Annotated in this window: 14 protein-coding genes; 7 read left to right on the top strand and 7 right to left on the bottom strand. The window is 73.2% G+C overall.

Annotation, left to right across the window (positions count from 1 at the left end; all coding sequences use genetic code 11):
* The first annotated feature begins 38 nt into the window (after positions 1–38).
* The 7 genes from ACZ41I_RS36740 (at position 39) to ACZ41I_RS36710 (ending at position 4,944) form a co-directional block, all read left to right on the top strand.
* Positions 39–740 carry a Crp/Fnr family transcriptional regulator gene (locus ACZ41I_RS36740; RefSeq protein ID WP_399765486.1) on the top strand — a complete coding sequence of 234 codons (702 nt, stop codon included), beginning with the start codon at positions 39–41 and terminating at the stop codon, positions 738–740.
* Between the two features lie 190 nt (positions 741–930).
* Positions 931–1,731, top strand: a complete 801-nt coding sequence (locus ACZ41I_RS36735; RefSeq protein ID WP_468318928.1) for a hypothetical protein — start codon at positions 931–933, stop codon at positions 1,729–1,731.
* Positions 1,728–2,009 carry a hypothetical protein gene (locus ACZ41I_RS36730; RefSeq protein ID WP_468516189.1) on the top strand — a complete coding sequence of 94 codons (282 nt, stop codon included), beginning with the start codon at positions 1,728–1,730 and terminating at the stop codon, positions 2,007–2,009. The genes ACZ41I_RS36735 and ACZ41I_RS36730 overlap by 4 nt, the downstream gene beginning before the upstream one ends.
* The gene (locus tag ACZ41I_RS36725) at positions 1,996–2,748 is read left to right on the top strand and encodes a hypothetical protein (protein ID WP_399765480.1); all 753 of its coding nucleotides are present in this window, start codon (positions 1,996–1,998) and stop codon (positions 2,746–2,748) included. The genes ACZ41I_RS36730 and ACZ41I_RS36725 overlap by 14 nt, the downstream gene beginning before the upstream one ends.
* The gene (locus tag ACZ41I_RS36720; RefSeq protein WP_363217387.1) at positions 2,745–3,053 is read left to right on the top strand and encodes a helix-turn-helix domain-containing protein; all 309 of its coding nucleotides are present in this window, start codon (positions 2,745–2,747) and stop codon (positions 3,051–3,053) included. Before ACZ41I_RS36725 ends, ACZ41I_RS36720 begins: the two co-directional genes overlap by 4 nt.
* Positions 3,050–4,174: a hypothetical protein gene (locus tag ACZ41I_RS36715; RefSeq protein ID WP_468516188.1), complete on the top strand. Its 1,125-nt coding sequence runs from the start codon at positions 3,050–3,052 to the stop codon at positions 4,172–4,174. The genes ACZ41I_RS36720 and ACZ41I_RS36715 overlap by 4 nt, the downstream gene beginning before the upstream one ends.
* The gene (locus ACZ41I_RS36710) at positions 4,117–4,944 is read left to right on the top strand and encodes a MerR family transcriptional regulator (protein WP_468516187.1); all 828 of its coding nucleotides are present in this window, start codon (positions 4,117–4,119) and stop codon (positions 4,942–4,944) included. Before ACZ41I_RS36715 ends, ACZ41I_RS36710 begins: the two co-directional genes overlap by 58 nt.
* On the opposite strand, the gene ACZ41I_RS36705 is transcribed toward ACZ41I_RS36710, so the two are convergent.
* The 7 genes from ACZ41I_RS36705 to ACZ41I_RS36675 form a co-directional block, all read right to left on the bottom strand.
* Positions 4,865–6,289 (bottom strand): amino acid permease, encoded by a 1,425-nt coding sequence (locus ACZ41I_RS36705; protein ID WP_468516186.1) that lies wholly within the window; start codon positions 6,287–6,289, stop codon positions 4,865–4,867. The genes ACZ41I_RS36710 and ACZ41I_RS36705 overlap by 80 nt on opposite strands.
* Positions 6,290–6,472: 183 nt before the next feature.
* Positions 6,473–7,159, bottom strand: a complete 687-nt coding sequence (locus ACZ41I_RS36700; RefSeq protein ID WP_468516185.1) for a GntR family transcriptional regulator — start codon at positions 7,157–7,159, stop codon at positions 6,473–6,475.
* 34 nt (positions 7,160–7,193) lie between these two features.
* On the bottom strand, positions 7,194–8,195 hold the full coding sequence (locus ACZ41I_RS36695; RefSeq protein WP_399765466.1) for a proline racemase family protein: 1,002 nt from the start codon (positions 8,193–8,195) through the stop codon (positions 7,194–7,196).
* Between the two features lie 24 nt (positions 8,196–8,219).
* On the bottom strand, positions 8,220–9,116 hold the full coding sequence (locus ACZ41I_RS36690) for a dihydrodipicolinate synthase family protein (protein WP_363219434.1): 897 nt from the start codon (positions 9,114–9,116) through the stop codon (positions 8,220–8,222).
* Positions 9,117–9,223: 107 nt separating this feature from the next.
* Positions 9,224–10,612 (bottom strand): FAD-dependent oxidoreductase, encoded by a 1,389-nt coding sequence (locus tag ACZ41I_RS36685; RefSeq protein WP_468516184.1) that lies wholly within the window; start codon positions 10,610–10,612, stop codon positions 9,224–9,226.
* Positions 10,605–10,907: a (2Fe-2S)-binding protein gene (locus ACZ41I_RS36680; protein ID WP_363219432.1), complete on the bottom strand. Its 303-nt coding sequence runs from the start codon at positions 10,905–10,907 to the stop codon at positions 10,605–10,607. The genes ACZ41I_RS36685 and ACZ41I_RS36680 overlap by 8 nt, the downstream gene beginning before the upstream one ends.
* A complete protein-coding gene (locus ACZ41I_RS36675) occupies positions 10,904–12,073 on the bottom strand; it encodes an NAD(P)/FAD-dependent oxidoreductase (RefSeq protein ID WP_468516183.1) in 1,170 nt (389 codons plus the stop codon). The genes ACZ41I_RS36680 and ACZ41I_RS36675 overlap by 4 nt, the downstream gene beginning before the upstream one ends.
* Between the last annotated feature and the right edge of the window lie 137 nt (positions 12,074–12,210).

Genomic DNA, 12,210 nt, shown 5'->3' with positions numbered 1-12,210 from the left:
CGCGCACCGCCGCGTCGGGGAAGTGCTCTGCTGTGCACATGATTCACGGCTCGAACACGAATGACCGCGCGCCGTTTCCCGGAACCCTGTCGGACGGGGCGCGCGCGGCCTTCGCACAGCTCGGCATCCGGCGCCGCTATGCGGTGGGGGACGTACTGATCAGTGAGGGCACCCACGCACAGGATCTCGTGGTGCTCCACGAAGGGCTGGTGAAGGTGACCGCCCGGCTGGACGCAGACCGGGCGTCGCTCATGGACATCAGGATCGCCGGGGACGTCGTGGGCGAGTTGGCCGCCATGGACCTCGGTCCCAGATCGGCCACGGTCACCGCTTGTGGCGACGTGGTCGCCACCGTCGTCCCGAGGCACGAGCTGTTGCCTTTCCTGCTCGACAACCCCGAGGTGTCACTGGCTCTCAACCGGTTGCTCTGCGGCCGGTTGCGCCGGTCCGACCGCTGGCGTCTGGAGTTCGGCGGATACCCGGTCCTGGTCCGGCTCGCCCGCGTACTCGTCGAGCTGGCGGTGTCGTACGGGCGGCAGGAACGGAACGCGGTGCGCATCGACGTGAACCTCTCCCAGGCCGAGTTCGCCGCCCTCACCGGGTCCACCACGCACACCGTGCACAAGGCGCTCGCCCAGCTGCGAAGGGACCAACTCATCACCACCGGCGAACGGCAGACCTACGTACGGGACCTGGCCCGACTACGGAGGGTCGCCCGGCTGAGTGTGCCGGTCGGCTAGGGGGTGTCGTTCGGATCATCCCGGCGTCGGCCGGCCGGCACCGCTCGTCACGGCCGGCCCGATCCAGACGACACCCCCTAGGTCCAAGGCCACAAAGCCGCATTAATGCGGTTGGTTCGACGGCTCCGTTCCTCTCTCGCACAGTTGGCGTGCACCGCACCCAACCACCCTGGAAAGGCGGCGAGTTGTTGTGAACGAACCCTCCTCGGCCCGGCCGCGGGACGTCGTCCCGCACCGTCGGCTGTGCCTGGCGGCGGACATGGAGCAGTACAGCCGCCTCGACACCCGGACCCAGTCGGCAGTCCAGTCCCGCCTGGTCCGGCTGCTGGACGAGGCGGCGGCGCTGACCGGACTGGACCGGGCCGCCTGGGCCCGCCAGCCGCAAGGCGACCAGGAGTTCGCCGTTCTCCCCGAGGCCACACCGGAAGCCGCCGTGCTGGGGCCCTTCGTGCACCACCTGGCGGCCCGCCTCGGCGCCCTCAACGCCCGTCGGGCCGCCCCGCGCATCAGACTGCGGCTGGCCGTCGACACCGGTGTCGTCGCGGACGCCGCCCTCGGCCACGCCGGACCCGCACCGGTCGCCGTGGCACGCTATGCGAGCGCGCCCCAGCTGAAGGCCGTACTGGTCGCCCTCACCTCGGCGGATCTCGCCGTCATCGTGTCGGACCGGCTGTACCAGGACGTCGTGCGGTCCGGGCACCCCGACCTGGACCCCGCCCAGTACGTCCGGACCCACGTGCGGGTGAAGGACTTCGGCGGGTACGGCTGGATCCGCGTGCCGAATTACGGGCCGGAGGAGGTGCGGCCGGCCGTGGAGGGGGTGAGCGGCTCGCAGCCCGCACCGGAGCCGCTCACCCCGGGCAGAGCGACCGGCGCCGCCCGCTCCCAGTACGTCCACCAGGGCGTCGCCGTCGGCCGAGACGTCTTCGGCGGCATCACCCTCGGACTGCCCGAGAACCTCCCGCCCGCCGGCCCCGGCCATGTCCGGTGACGGCCCTCCGCGGGGACGGCACCCAGTGGGCGGACTTCGGGGTGAACGTCGGCGGCGACGTGCACGGCACGATCAACATCTACCCGGCGACCTCGACAGGCACCGCGGCCCAGTCCCGGAACGAGCGGGCGCGCTCGGTCTCGGCGACGCGGCACGCGTCCGTGCGATCCGCGCTGGCCGCCCTGGCACGCGCCTGCGCGCGGGCGATGGCGGCGCTGTCGGCGCTGTCGGCGGCCGGTCCGCCGAGGCCGGACAGGAGGAGCGATGACATCGACTGAGTCCCGGGGCGTCTTCGCCCTGATCGAGGAGCGCCTCATGGCAGCGCAGGACGACGTACGGCCGTCCCTCGTCGTGCGTGTCGGCGACCGCGCGGTGCGCCTGTCACCGCACGGGGGCAGGACGGCACTGTACGGGCCGCGACGCGACGACGCCCTGCGGCAGGCGGTCTGGCGGCAGGCGGTCACCGAGGCCCGGCGGGAGCCCGGGGGAGGCGACGGGACGGGCCGACTGCTCGTCGTCTGGCTGGCGTTGCCCGGGCTGTACCGCAACCTGCACCGGATCCTGCGCCAATGCAGGGTCGAGCGGGCCGACCTGGAGGCGGAGGCCGTACTGGCCCTGCTCGCCGCCCTCGACGCGGCGGATCCCGACCGCCCGGACCCCGGCCGGATGATCAAGGATGCGGTGAACCGGATGTGGGCCTACGCGAACCGCATCAGGCGGGAGGTTCCCGTCGCGGACATCGCCGCCTTCGCCGACGCCCGCAACGTCACAGCCCCGCCGGAAGGGCAACCGCGGCCGGCCGACGGGTGGGAACTGCACCTGACGCCCCCGCCCCGCCGCGACGGACTGGCCGCGACGCTCCGCTTCGCCGAGTCGCGCGCCCGGCGGGAAGGGGAGCGTCTGGAAGCGCCGGCCCCCTGCACGGGCCTGCCCGAGCTGGTGTTCCGGGCCCGCCGTCACGAGGAGGCCGACCTCATCGGCACGCTGGTGCTGCGCCCCGTGGGAGCCCGGCGGTGAGCGCGCGGTCCGGCCCGCCTCTGGGCTTCGCAGAGGCCTTCGACCTGCCCTTGAGCGTCGACCTGCGCACCGCTGCCCGCGCCTTCGGGGTCTGCCCCGGTACCGCGTACAAGCTGATCCGCCTCGGCACGTTCCCCTGCCCCGTGCTGCGCCTCGGCCGGCGCTACCGCATCCCGACCGCGTACCTGTTGCGCTCCCTCGGCATCGAGGAGCGGCCGGTGTACGCCGTCGACCTGGAAGCCGGCGCCACGGACGCCGACCGGCTCGACGAACCCCACCCCCGTGGAACGGAGGATTCCGAATGATCGCGTCACTGGCTCTTCGGCAGGAGCCCGACCAGCCCCGTACGTGTTTCGTCATCGGCCCCATCGGCGACCCGTACGCCGCGCACGGCAGCCCCGAGCGTGAGGCGTACGAGCACCACCTCGGGATCTTCGAGCAGGTGATCGCCCCCGCCTGCGAGAGGCACGGGATCACCGCCGTACGCGCCGACGGCATCACGCACGCCGGTGACATCAACGAGCAGATCTGCCGGCATGTCATCGAGTCCGATCTGGTCATCGCGGACGTCAGCGGCGGCAACCCCAACGTGATGTACGAGCTGGGACTGCGTCACATCACCGGAAAACCGACGATCCACATCGGGGAGGCCGGGCAGCTGCCCTTCGACATCGCGTCGATCAGGACGATCCGCTACCAACGGGCGCGCAGCCACCTGGCCGGCGCGCGCAAGGAGATCGAGAGCGCGCTGGAAGCCGGGATCCGGGACGGCTTCGAACTGCTCACCCCGGCGCGGGTGCTGCGCGGACTCACCACCGTCGACGGACCGTCCTCCAGGGAGGCCGAGAGCGCGGAGGACGAGGACTCGCCCGGATTGCTCGACGACTTCGCCGCGATCGAGGACGGGCTGGGTGAGATGACCGCGGACATGGAGGCGATCAGCAAGACGATCGAGACGATCGGAGCGCTGACCGAACAGTCCAACACCGAGATGCTCGATCTCACCCAGGCGAACGCGCCCGCCGGCGCACGGCTCGCGGCGGTGGCCCGGTACGCGCAGTCGATCAGCGCGCCGGCCGGGGAACTGAAGGCTGTGGCGGGGGCGTTCGCGGAGCGGATGGCGACCCTGGACAGCGGGGTGAGGGCCTCACTGGGACTCATCGAGGTCACTCCGCCCGACGAGCGCGGCGAGGGGGCGCAGGAGTTCCTGGAGCAGCTCATGGCCCTGGACGAGTCCGCTCAGGAAGGCCTGGCGCAGCTCGCCTTCTTCGGCACGTCCGCGGACGGCATGGTGCTGGTGAGCCGCCACCTCCGCAAGCCGGTGAAGGACATCTCCGCCGCGGTGAAGCAGATGACCTCGGCCATCACATGCATGGGGGAGTGGGCGGGCAAGGCCCGCGCTCTGGCGCACAGCACCACCGCCTGACCTGCCACGGCGGGGACCCGGACCTCCGAGGTCCGGGTCCGCAGGTCACGGCGCGGCTGGGGTTGGCCACCCCCGCCCTGCGCCACTGGGAGGACCGCGGGATCCTCCAGCCGGCGGCACGCCGGTCGGGGCGGCGACTCCACGGCCCCGAGCAGCTCCGCCGGATCGCGCTCATCCGGATCTGGCGGGAGAGCGGGCTGATGAGCCTGGACGAGATCGCGACGGTGCCGGCCGGCCGGACCGAGACCGGTCGCTGGCGGAACACCGCACCGGGCCGCATGACCGCCATGGACGAGCAGATCGACCGCCTCACCCGGGCGAAGGCGTACCTCGCCGACTACCTCGGCCGCCCCCGCGGCCGCCATGGCCGCCGTCCCCCGGGAGCGGTCGGGCGTGGCCGCTGCCACGGTCGACGCCACCCGCCCGGTGCGTACGGACCTGGGCATCGCCGTGCTCGGCTCCCTGCTCGACGCCCGCGCCGGGACATCGGCCGCCCGGGACATCACCCGCTCCGGCTTCGTCACCGGGCTGCACACCAGCCTGCTGGTGGCAGGGGTCGCCGCCGCGCTCGCCACCGTCGCGGTCCTCCTCCGCCTGCGCACACCGAAGCCCTTGCCCGCGCCGAGGCCGCAGCGCCCCTGGAGGGCCGGCACCGGGGATCGTCCCGCCGCGTCACCGGATGCCGCCGGTCTACCGGACGGGGGACACCGCTTCCGCCGACTCCGCGGGCCGGCGCTGCTGCCGGGCCGCCAGCACCGCGTAGACGATGACGCCCGCGAACAGGAACAGCGCGCCCTGGTACACCGCCGCGTAGCCGGCGCCGGCCATCAGCCAGAGGGAGAAGGCGGCCGCGACCGCGGTGATCACCGAGTCCCGCACCAGGCGCGCGCGGTCCACCGACCTGCCGGAGACCAGGTGGAAGAGCTGCGCGGCCGTCGCCAGCAGGTACGGCACGGTGGCGGTGAAGGTGGTGACGAGGACCAGGACGTCGAAGACCTTCGCCGAGCCCGACAGGTAGTTGTACGCGGTCAGGAGGGAGGAGAGGACGACCGTGACGGCGACGCCGACCGTCGGCACACCCCGGCGGCGGCGGGCGAAGGCGGCCGGGAACAGGCCGTCCTTGGCCGCCGCGTACGGGGTCTGGGCGCTCAGCAGCGTCCAGCCGTTCAGGCACCCGGTCATCGACACCAGCGCCGCCAGCGCCACCGCCGTACCGCCCCAGCTGCCGCCGAACATCGTGTTCACGGCGTCGGAGAAGGGGGCCGTTGAGGTCATCAGCCGGTCGTGCGCGACCGTGCCGAAGACGGAGAGCGTGCCCAGCAGATAGACCAGCGCGGCGCCCGCGGTGCCGATGACGGTGGCGCGCCCCACGTTGCGGCGGGCGTCGCGGACCTCGCCCGCGCTGACGGCGGCGGACTCCACCCCGAGGTAGGAGAACAGCAGCAGGGCGGCGGAGGCGGAGACGGCGCCGACGGCGCTGTGGCCGCCGGCGTTGAACGGCCCGAGCCGGGACGGGTCGAAGAAGAACAGGCCGCCGATCGCGACGAGCAGCAGCGGCACGAACTTCAGCACCGTCGACACGAGCTGGACGGCTCCCACGTACCGGGTGCCGGCGAAGTTGGCGAGGGCGGGCAGCCACTGCAGGGCCAGGGCGGCCAGGCACGCGGTCCCCTTGTGGTCGCCCACCGGGACCAGCACGTCCAGGTAGCCGACGGCGGCGACGGCGAGCGCCGCGTTCGACACCCAGGTGGTGATCCAGTACGCCCAGGCGGCGAGGAAGCCGGCGAAGTCACCGAAGGCCTCGCGTGCGTAGACGTAGGGCCCACCGGTACGGGGGTCGCGCGCGGCGAGCCGGCCGAAGACCAGGGCCAGCGCGATGGCGCCGACGGTCAGGACGGCGAAGGCGACCAGGCTGACCGTGCCGTACGGGGCGATGGAGGCGGGGAGCAGGAAGATGCCGCCGCCGATGATGTTGCCCATGACCAGGGCGGTGGCGACCGGCAGGCCGAAGCGACGCGCGTGCTTGCTGCTGTCGCCAGGGTTGCCCGCTGTGGGAACCATGTGGCTCTCCGAGGGGGCCGGAGCCGGCGGCGGGACGGTTCCGGTGACGTGCATGGGGGGTGGACCTCTCATCGAACAGATGTCCCAGGATCGCCGGGACGCCTGCCATGGTCGGGGACGCCCCGGTCCGGCACAAAATCGCCGCTCCTTGTCCTGCGGCACCCGCCTGATCATGCAAAAAGTGAGGTCGGGTGGCCTGCGCACCGCGAGATGTGCGGTACCGCCGGACGGCCGCCGTCAGTCCCCGGCCGCCCACAGACTGCGCACATGTCCCAGGTGCCGGGTCATGATCGCGCGTACGGCCTTCGCGTCCCGCTCCAGCAGCGCGTCGAGGAGTTCCAGGTGCTCCTCGGCGGAGGCGAGCAGCCGGCCGGCCTCCACCAGAGCCGTCAGACCGTAGAGGCGGGAGCGGCCGCGCAGGTCGGCCACCACCTCGACCAGGTGGGCGTTGCCCGCCAGGGCCAGCAGGCCGAGGTGGAAGCGGGTGTCGGCCTCCACGTAGGCGATGAGGTCGCCCGCCACCGCCGCGGTGACGATCTCGCGCGCCGCCGGACGCAGCGCCTCCAGTGAGACGCGGTCGGCGGTGCGGGCCAGCTCGACCACGGTCGGGATCTCGATGAGGGCGCGGATGTGCGTGTACTCGTCCAGCTGCTGGTCGGAGACCGCGGTGACCCGGAAGCCCTTGTTCGGCACGGTGTCGACCAGGCCCTCCTTGGTCAGGTCCAGCATCGCCTCCCGCACCGGCGTCGCCGAGACGCCGAAGCGGGCGGCGAGCGACGGCGCGGAGTAGACCTCGCCCGGCCGCAGCTCGCCCGCGATCAGCGCGGCGCGCAGCGCGTCGGCGACCCGCTCGCGGTAACTGCTGCGCCGGCCGCCCAGCCGGGGGAGCGCGGGCATCTCCGAGCCCCGCGTGTTCTGTGCCATGTCACGCATCACCGGGCTGAGTCTAGAGGACGGCCTAGAGGACGAAACCCTCCGGGAAGGGATCGGTGGGATCAAGGAGGTATTGCGCGGTACCGGTGATCCATGCGCGGCCGGTGAAACTGGGCAGGACCGCCGGGCGGCCCGCGACCTGGGTCGTGCCCAGCAGCCGGCCGGTGAAGCGGGTGCCGATGAACGACTCGTTCACGAACTCGGTGTGCAACGGAAGTTCGCCGCGCGCGTGCAGTTGCGCCATGCGCGCGCTGGTCCCCGTGCCGCACGGGGAGCGGTCGAACCAGCCCGGGTGAATGACCATCGCGTGGCGCGAGCGCCGTGCGGTGGCGCCCGGTGCGTAGAGATGGACGTGGTGGCAGCCGCGGATGGAGGGGTCCTCGGGGTGCACCGGTTCGGCCTCCGCGTTGATCGCCTCCATCAGTGTCAGACCGGCCGCGAGGATGTCGTCCTTGCGGGCGCGGTCGAAGGGCAGCCCGAAGGCGTCGAGCGGCAGGATCGCGTAGAAGTTGCCGCCGTAGGCGAGGTCGTAGGTGACCGTGCGGCCGTCGGGCAGGGTGATCTTGCGGTCCAGGGCGACGGCGAACGACGGCACGTTCTTCAGGGTCACGCTCCGCGCGGCCCCGTCCTCCACCGCCACCTCGGCGACCACCGGTCCCGCCGGGGTGTCGAGCCGGATGGTGGTCACCGGCTCCACGACCTCCACCATGCCGGTGTCGACCAGCACGGTGGCGACCCCGATGGTGCCGTGCCCGCACATCGGCAGATAGCCGGACACCTCGATGTAGATGACCCCCCAGTCGCAGTCGGGCCGGGTCGGCGGCTGCAGGATCGCACCGCTCATCGCCGAGTGCCCGCGCGGCTCGTTCATCAGCAATCGCTTGACGTGGTCGCGGTGTTCACGGAAGTACAGCCGCCGCTCGTTCATCGTCGCACCCGGTACGGTCCCGATGCCCCCGGTGATCACGCGGGTCGGCATGCCCTCGGTGTGCGAGTCGACGGCGTGCAGGACGAGCTTGCTGCGCATGCTCCGGCCTCCTTGTCGGACGTCTCAGACGAGCCCTGCGGCTACGGCCTTCTCGGTGGCGGCCCGGACCGCCGCCTCCTGCTCGGGCAGCAGCGGCACGCGCGGCGGGCGCACCGGGCCGCCGTACCGGCCGACGACGTCCATCGACAGCTTGATCGCCTGGACGAACTCGACCTTCGAGTCCCAGCGCAGCAGCGGGTGCAGCTGCCGGTACAGGGGCAGTGCGGTGGTGAGGTCCCCGGCCACCGCGGCACGGTACAGCTCCACCGAGGTGCGCGGGAGTGCGTTCGGGTATCCGGCCACCCAGCCCTTGGCGCCCGCCACCGCGAGCTCCAGCAGGACGTCGTCCGCGCCGATCAACAGGTCCAGTTCCGGGGCGAGTTCGGCGATACGGTAGGCCCGGCGCACATCGCCGGAGAACTCCTTGACGCCGTGGATGTGGCCCTCGCCGTGCAGCCGGGCGAGGAGTTCGGGCACCAGGTCGACCTTGGTGTCGATCGGGTTGTTGTACGCCACCACCGGCAGGCCCGTTCGGGCGACCTCGGCGTAGTGGGCGAGGACGGAACGTTCGTCGGCGCGGTAGGCGTTGGGCGGCAGCAGCATCACCGACGCACAGCCGGCCTCGGCCGCCCGCTCGGCCCAGCGCCGGGCCTCGGCCGAGCCGTAGGCGGCGACGCCCGGCATCACCCGATCACCGCCGATCGCCGCCACGGCCGTCTCCACCACGCGGGCGCGCTCGTCGTCGGTGAGTACCTGGTACTCGCCCAGCGAGCCGTTCGGCACGACGCCGTCGCAGCCGTTCGCGACCAGCCACGAGCAGTGCTCGGCGTAGCGGTCGTAGTCCACCGAGAGGTCCTCGCGCAGGGGGAGGGCGGTGGCGACGAGGACGCCGCGCCAGGGGCGGTGCGGTGAGCGGGTCATTGCGTGATCCCCAATCTGGTGACGTGTGACATAGTACTGAGCGGTGTGGTTCATGGACAGGGGCCGCGGCGACGCGGACGGCCACTTGGCCGGGGCGGGCCGCAGGATCAGGACTCCGGCAGCCCGGCCAGGACGCCGAGCGGTACCGGGCGTGCGAACGGCCGGCGCCCGGGAGTGAGCGGGCATCCGGTCAGGCCGGCCACCGCGGGCGCGCACACGCGGCCCTGGCACCAGCCCATCCCGGCCCGCGTCAGCAGCTTCACGGTGCGCAGATCACCCGCGCCGAGCGGGCCCGCGGCCGTACGGACCTCGCCGGCGGTGACCTCCTCGCACCGGCACACCACCGTGTCGTCCGTGACCCGCTCCGCCCAGCCCGCGGCCGGTGCGTACACCGTGTCGAGTGCCGCGAAGAACGCCCGCTGCCGGTTCCTGGCCCGGGCCGCCGCCGCCCAGGACCCCGCATCGGGGACGGTGCCGTGCAGGCGGGCGGCGATCGAGCGGCCGGCGATGTGGCCCTCGGCGAGTGCGAGGGCCGCGCCTCCGACACCGGTGCTCTCCCCGGCGGCCCACACCCCGGGTACGTCGGTGCGCTGCTCGTCGTCCACCCGTACGGCCGTGCCCGTCAGGGTGCAGCCGAGGGTCTCGGCGAGGTCGGTGTGCGGCAGCATGCCGTGTCCGACGGCGAGGGTGTCGCACGGGATGCGGTGCGCGCTGCCGGGCCTGATCCGCCCGTCCCGCTCCAGTGCGGCGACCGTGACCGTCTCCAGCCGGTCGCCGCCGTGCGCCTCCACCACAGTGTGCCGGGGCAGTACGCGCACCCGGTGCCGCAGCAACTGCCCCGCGTACCAGGCACCTTCGGCGAGCTTGCCCGGCTCCGCGGCGAGGGCCGGAGCACGGCGCAGTACGGCCGCCGGGTCGGCGGACTCGACCAGCGCGGCCACCCGCGCTCCCGCCGCGGCGAGCCCCGTGGTCACCGGCAGCAGCAGCGGTCCGGTGCCGGCGACCACGACCGTGCGGCCGGGCAGTACGAGGCCGCCCTTGAGCATGGCCTGCGCGCCGCCCGCCGTGACGACACCGGGGAGCGTCCAGCCGGGGAAGGGAAGGACCCGCTCGTAGCCACCGGTGGCGAGCAGCACGGCGTCGGCGCGGACGGTGACCCCTTCTTCCTGTGCGGGGCCGCGCACGGCGTGCACCGTGAAGAAGTCCGACTCCTGCGTCACGCACCAGACGTGATGATCCGTCAGGTGGGTGATGAGTCCGGTGGCGACATGCCGGTCGACGCCGTCCCGCAGCCGCTCCCAGGTACGCCACTGGTGGTGCAGGGCCTCGGGGCGGCGGGCGCCGAGAGCCCGGGCGGGCTGCCGGTAGAACTGGCCGCCCGCCTGCTCGGCCGCGTCGACCAGCGTGACCCGTACGCCCCGGGCGGCCGCCGCCAGCGCCCCGGCGAGCCCCGCCGGACCCGCCCCGACGACGGCGAGATGCGCTCGCTCAGTCATGGTCCCGTCCCGTCCCCTCCTGTGTGCGGATCACGTCGCCCGGGTGCACCGGCACCAGGCAAGCCCGCTGGTTCGCCCGGCCGTTGACGGTCACCAGGCAGTCGAAGCACACCCCGATTCCGCAGAAGACCCCACGGGGCCGGCCGGTACCGCGGGTGCTGCGCCAGGCCGTCACGCCCGCCGCCCACAGCGCCGCCGCGACCGTCTGCCCGGGCAGGGCGGCGAGGGGGCGGCCGTCGAAGGTGACGGTGAAGGCCTCGCCCGGCCGGGCCCGGGCCAGTTCCAGGGGGTTCACGGGGTGTCGCCTCCGTCGGTGTCGCGTCCCTCGAACCGCTCCGGACGGAACGGTGTGAGATCCATTTCCGGTGTCTTCCCGGTGAGCGTCTGCGCGATCAACTGCCCGGTGCCGGTGGCCAGTCCGATCCCGGCACCCTCGTGTCCGCACGCGTGGAAGAGGCCCGGCGCGCGGGGGTCGGGGCCGATCGCCGGCAGGTGGTCCGGCAGATACGGCCGGAAGCCCGCGTACGTCCGCAGCGCGCGTACCCGCTCCAGGAACGGGAACAGCCCGATCGCCCCGGCCGCCAGCGCCCGCATGGCCGGAAGGGACAGCGAGCGGTCGAACCCGACCCGCTCCCGGCTGGCGCCGATCAGCACCGGTCCGGCTGCCGTGCCCTCCACCACCGGGGAGGTGCGCAGGGCGGCCGAGTCGCTCGCCACGTCCGCCACGTAGTCCGCGGCGTACACCTTGTGCCGGACCATCCGCGGCAACGGCTCGGTGACCAGGACGAAGCCGCGCCGCGGCAGCACCGGCAGGCGTACACCGGCGAGCGCCGCGAGGTCGCCGCCCCAGGTGCCGGCCGCGTTCACCACCGCCGGTGCGTGCAGCTCGCCCTGGTCGGTGCGGACACCGGCCACCGCGCCGCCGGCCGTGCGCAGCACCCCGGTCACGGTCCAGCCCGTGTGCAGGCGGGCGCCGCAGGCGCGGAGCAGGTGGGCGGCGGCGAGCGCGGGCATGACCTGGGCGTCCTGCGGATAGTGCACGCCGCCCGCCAGGCCGGTTGCCAAGTGCGGCTCCAGATCGGAAAGTTGTTCCGCAGACACCCGGTGGGCCACGACTCCGGCGGTCCGCTGGCCGTCGGCGAAGGCATGCAGCGCGGTGAGGGTCTCGGGGGTGGAGGCGACGACCAGGCCGCCCTTGGGTTCGTACTCGACCGCCGCACCCAGTTCGTCACCCAGCCGTGCCCACAGCCGGGCCGACAGCAGGGCGAGGTCGAGTTCGGGGCCCGGTTCCTTGTCGGAGACGAGCAGGTTGCCTTCCCCGGCGCCGGTGGTGCCGCCGGCCACCGGGCCACGGTCCACCACTCGTACGTCGAGGCCGGCGCGGGCGGCGTACAGGGCGCAGGCCGCACCTACCATTCCGGCTCCTACGACTACGACGTCGCAGGTCAGTCGTTTCGGCACGCCAGTACTATGTCACATGGTTCTGTCTGACGGGAGTCCCTGGACGTGGACGTTCCCTGCGTCCCCGGGGCCGGCTCGACCGCCCGGAGTTGCCGACGTGCCCCTGTCCCAGGGGTGGACGCCCCCTTGACGCCGCC

The sequence above is a fragment of the Streptomyces sp. NPDC030799 genome, assembly GCF_055572255.1.
This window is presented reverse-complemented; position numbering and strand designations above follow the sequence as displayed.

Excerpts from the sequence above, each read along its gene's own strand:
- ACZ41I_RS36740 (WP_399765486.1), top strand. The coding sequence starts at position 39 with ATGATTCACGGCTCGAACACGAATGACCGCGCGCCGTTTCCCGGAACC.
- ACZ41I_RS36725 (WP_399765480.1), top strand. The coding sequence starts at position 1,996 with ATGACATCGACTGAGTCCCGGGGCGTCTTCGCCCTGATCGAGGAGCGC.
- ACZ41I_RS36715 (WP_468516188.1), top strand. The coding sequence starts at position 3,050 with ATGATCGCGTCACTGGCTCTTCGGCAGGAGCCCGACCAGCCCCGTACG.
- ACZ41I_RS36710 (WP_468516187.1), top strand. The coding sequence starts at position 4,117 with ATGCATGGGGGAGTGGGCGGGCAAGGCCCGCGCTCTGGCGCACAGCAC.
- ACZ41I_RS36705 (WP_468516186.1), bottom strand. The coding sequence starts at position 6,289 with ATGCACGTCACCGGAACCGTCCCGCCGCCGGCTCCGGCCCCCTCGGAG.
- ACZ41I_RS36700 (WP_468516185.1), bottom strand. The coding sequence starts at position 7,159 with ATGGCACAGAACACGCGGGGCTCGGAGATGCCCGCGCTCCCCCGGCTG.
- ACZ41I_RS36695 (WP_399765466.1), bottom strand. The coding sequence starts at position 8,195 with ATGCGCAGCAAGCTCGTCCTGCACGCCGTCGACTCGCACACCGAGGGC.
- ACZ41I_RS36690 (WP_363219434.1), bottom strand. The coding sequence starts at position 9,116 with ATGACCCGCTCACCGCACCGCCCCTGGCGCGGCGTCCTCGTCGCCACC.
- ACZ41I_RS36685 (WP_468516184.1), bottom strand. The coding sequence starts at position 10,612 with ATGACTGAGCGAGCGCATCTCGCCGTCGTCGGGGCGGGTCCGGCGGGG.